This window comes from Photorhabdus australis DSM 17609 (genome assembly GCF_000711895.1).
Taxonomy (GTDB): Bacteria; Pseudomonadota; Gammaproteobacteria; order Enterobacterales; family Enterobacteriaceae; genus Photorhabdus; species Photorhabdus australis.
In genome coordinates this window covers 1-3,223 of sequence record NZ_JONO01000109.1, presented here as the reverse complement: position 1 = coordinate 3,223, position 3,223 = coordinate 1, and the positions used below count along the sequence as shown (strand labels likewise).

The following is a 3,223-nucleotide window of genomic DNA, read 5'->3' as shown; positions in this document are numbered from 1 at the left end:
ATGACAAATATCCACAAATCAGCAAGAGTTGGTATGCCCATTGGGAGAATCTAAACACGTTCTTTGCCTATCCCGAAGATATCCGTAAAGCCATTTATACGACGAATGCAATAGAATCCCTCAACAGTGTGCTCCGCCATGCGATTAAAAAACGTAAGGTATTTCCAACGGAAGATTCTGTGCGTAAAGTTATCTATTTGGCGATTGAATCAGCTTCAAAAAAATGGAGCATGCCGATTCAAAACTGGAAACAAGCGATGAGTCGTTTTATTATTGAGTTCGGTGACCGCCTGGACGGCCACATTTAATGAAAGGCAAATACACAGAATTATTTACAGGGTCAAGCACTGGGATCTTTTTTGAGTCGTCAGCTGTTCTCAATGAGCCGGATAATCAACTGCCCCCGTTCAACGGTGATGTTCACCGCCTGTCCAGTAGTAAACCCAGCTTCTTCCAGCCAGTTGCCTTTAAGATGCAGGCTCGGATGCTGACTGTAATAGCGGGTTCTACCCGTGTTGCGATGTACTAGCTCAGACTTGACCTGACAGTTACCGGTTATTTATACAGGTGTCTGTCAGGTTAAATCTGGTTCAGATTTTTTTCTGCCCAGAGTCGTTTTCCATCTAGTAATGTTTCCATTGGTGTTCGACCACAACACATCTTACCTTGATGTGTTCTTTCATTATTGTAGTGCCACAACCCGTTGTCCAGATCCGATTGCAGACTTTCCAGGTCACTATACAGCTTTTTGCGGAACGTGATTTGGTAAAACTCTTGTAAAATCGTTTTATGGAACCGTTCACAGATACCATTAGTTTGCGGAGACATCGCCTTCGTTTTGGTATGGTCGATATCATTAATCGCTAAATAAAGTTGATAATCATGATGTTCAACTCGACCACAGAACTCAGTTCCTCTATCCGTCAGGATTCTTAGCATTGGCAGCTGGTGAGATTGATAGAACGGTAATACACGGTCATTTATGCTGCCGTAATCGGTGTTTTGCTCGTGTACAGCTTACAATGCGCCACTTTCGAATACGTATCGATGAATGTCTGCTGATAAATACGCCCAACCCCTTTTAGATTACCAACGTAGAAAGTATCTTGTGAGCCTAAATAGCCAGGATGAGCGGTTTCGATTTCACCACAAGCTTCGTCATCATGGGCTTTCTTCTCAAGGGCGGCGATTTGAGCGTCATTGAGCGTCATACCTTCTTCAGCAACTTTAGCTTCAAGGGCTTTGAGCCGTTTTGCAAAGTTCTCAAGGTGGTTCCTGAGCCAGATAGAGCGTACACCACTCCCTGAGATGAAAATGCCTTTTTGTCGTAACTCATTACTGGTTCGATGTTGCCCGTGAGCAGGGAACTCTACCGCATGTTCAACAACGGCACGCTCAGTCGCCTCATCCGCTCTATTTTTAAAATTAGGAACACGACGGCTTTGGTTGATAAGATTATCAATACCGCCTTCTTGGGCAAGTTCTTGATAACGATAAAACGTATCGCGTGATACGCCCATCACTTTGCAAGCTTTAGAAACGTTGCCAAGTTCTTCCGCTAAATTAAGTAAACCGACTTTGTGTTTAATAATAGGATTGTTAGTATATAGCATGAGAGTTACCTCGTGTTTTGTTTAAGATTTGGACATCTCTATCAAAACCGGTAACTCTCAACTTTTCAAGTTGAATTGTCAGATCAAGTCGCGACTAATACATTTAAACAATGAATTATCTCCTTAACGTACGTTTTCGTTCCATTGGCCCTCAAACCCCTGTACAGGGTCGGGATAAACAAACCATCATCCGTGAAAGAAAACCCCGACAGCGCCCGAACAAGAGCAATGATATTAACTTTTATTGTTGCCAGCCAGTTCAAACATAACATTCATGCTGTTCCTGAATTGCTGCACTGATGCAACCTGCTCTTTATTTTTGGCCTGTTCCTGCGCCAGTGAGCGCCTGGGCTGCTCTATCTCGTCTCTGTGACGCTGAAGGCCATCATAAAGGTTTTACTCTGGCTGATGCCTGTCCGGTGGCTTCCTGCGCCTTTTTAATGGCCTGATCTTCGTCGTCATTCGTTCTGATTGTGTAATGCCCCATGATAACCCTCTTTTGCTGTCATTTTTACGCTGCCGGCACCGCCCGGGATGAAACTTTGCTGGCAAAAAATCGATGGCCAACAGCTGCGACCGGGAAGAACCTTTGCTGGCTTGCCCACTTAACGCGACACACCCCATTATTTCCTTTGGTTCTCTCCATGAATACTAAACCTTGTATTCATCTTTCTAAAATAGGTAGCTATTCCCGTAAATTTTGGTTTTGAGTAAAAAATAGATAATGCGTGTTTTGTGCTTATTTTCATTGTTTTATTTTTTGTTAGCGCATATTTATCCATGTTTACTGCGTTGAATGTTGTTTGGCCTAAATATCCAGAAACTAACCCAGGTAAGCGTTCAGGTTGTAAATTTATAAGTGCACGTTCAAGTTTTCCAGCCAGGGAACTCGAAAAATCACCTCTGCTAGCTTTGACGTATGTATATTTTTCATTTATATCCGTTATATTTTCAGGAATAATAATTGGGTCGGGTCCTCCTTCGGCGCTGTGGCAGGCAGAAATTCTCACTTTGAGATCTTTAGGTATTTTAAATACATTAACTAATTTTTCTGCGACATCCTCAACGCTGACGGGGTATTCGCCAGGGTCAGGAAAAAAGAAACCCTCGCCGGGATGACCATGTGAATTTATATATAATATATCACTCTTTCTCGCTCTGTTTAAACTGTTGGTTTTATTTCTCAATACGGATTCATACATAGTGACTATCCCCTTCCACTCAATGATGTCAGACCTTTCTGTGCTTTCTTTAATAAGCTGCTCATAGTTTGATTTTTCTTTTTTTATGAGTGAAATATTTTCTTTCTCATGTTCTCCGCTTTCCACAAGCAATACATAATCTGGCTTTCTACTTTGTCTTTTAGCCATATTTGCATATTCCATTCTATTCCTTCGCTGCTCATGAGGTATCGGAAAATATATATATTTTCTTGCAACGGTTTGTGGGATCAACCCATCAGGATCGATGAATGTCACCGGGTTATTCCTGACCATGCGGAACAGGTTCAGCCCGTCCACCACCCCCGCCGGATCTGCAGAGAGCCACCGGCCCGCCCACGGCTGGTAGTAACGGTATCCGTAGTAGTACAGCCCCGTTGCGTCACGCTC

Annotated in this window: 2 protein-coding genes and 2 pseudogenes; 1 reads left to right on the top strand and 3 read right to left on the bottom strand. The window is 43.1% G+C overall.

Translation table 11 applies throughout. The annotated features are described in order from the left end of the window. A partial coding sequence (locus tag BO26_RS18160; protein WP_036773959.1) for a transposase occupies positions 1–308 on the top strand: 308 nt, incomplete at its 5' end. Between the two features lie 59 nt (positions 309–367). Here BO26_RS18160 and BO26_RS24720 read toward each other — a convergent pair. The 3 genes and pseudogenes from BO26_RS24720 to BO26_RS22450 form a co-directional block, all read right to left on the bottom strand. After that, positions 368–457 (bottom strand): SymE family type I addiction module toxin, encoded by a 90-nt coding sequence (locus tag BO26_RS24720; protein ID WP_420864715.1) that lies wholly within the window; start codon positions 455–457, stop codon positions 368–370. Positions 458–579: 122 nt separating this feature from the next. After that, a pseudogene (locus BO26_RS18150) lies at positions 580–1,613 on the bottom strand (IS481 family transposase). A 1,445-nt stretch (positions 1,614–3,058) separates the two neighbouring features. After that, a pseudogene (locus tag BO26_RS22450) lies at positions 3,059–3,223 on the bottom strand (RHS repeat-associated core domain-containing protein); the annotation flags it as partial.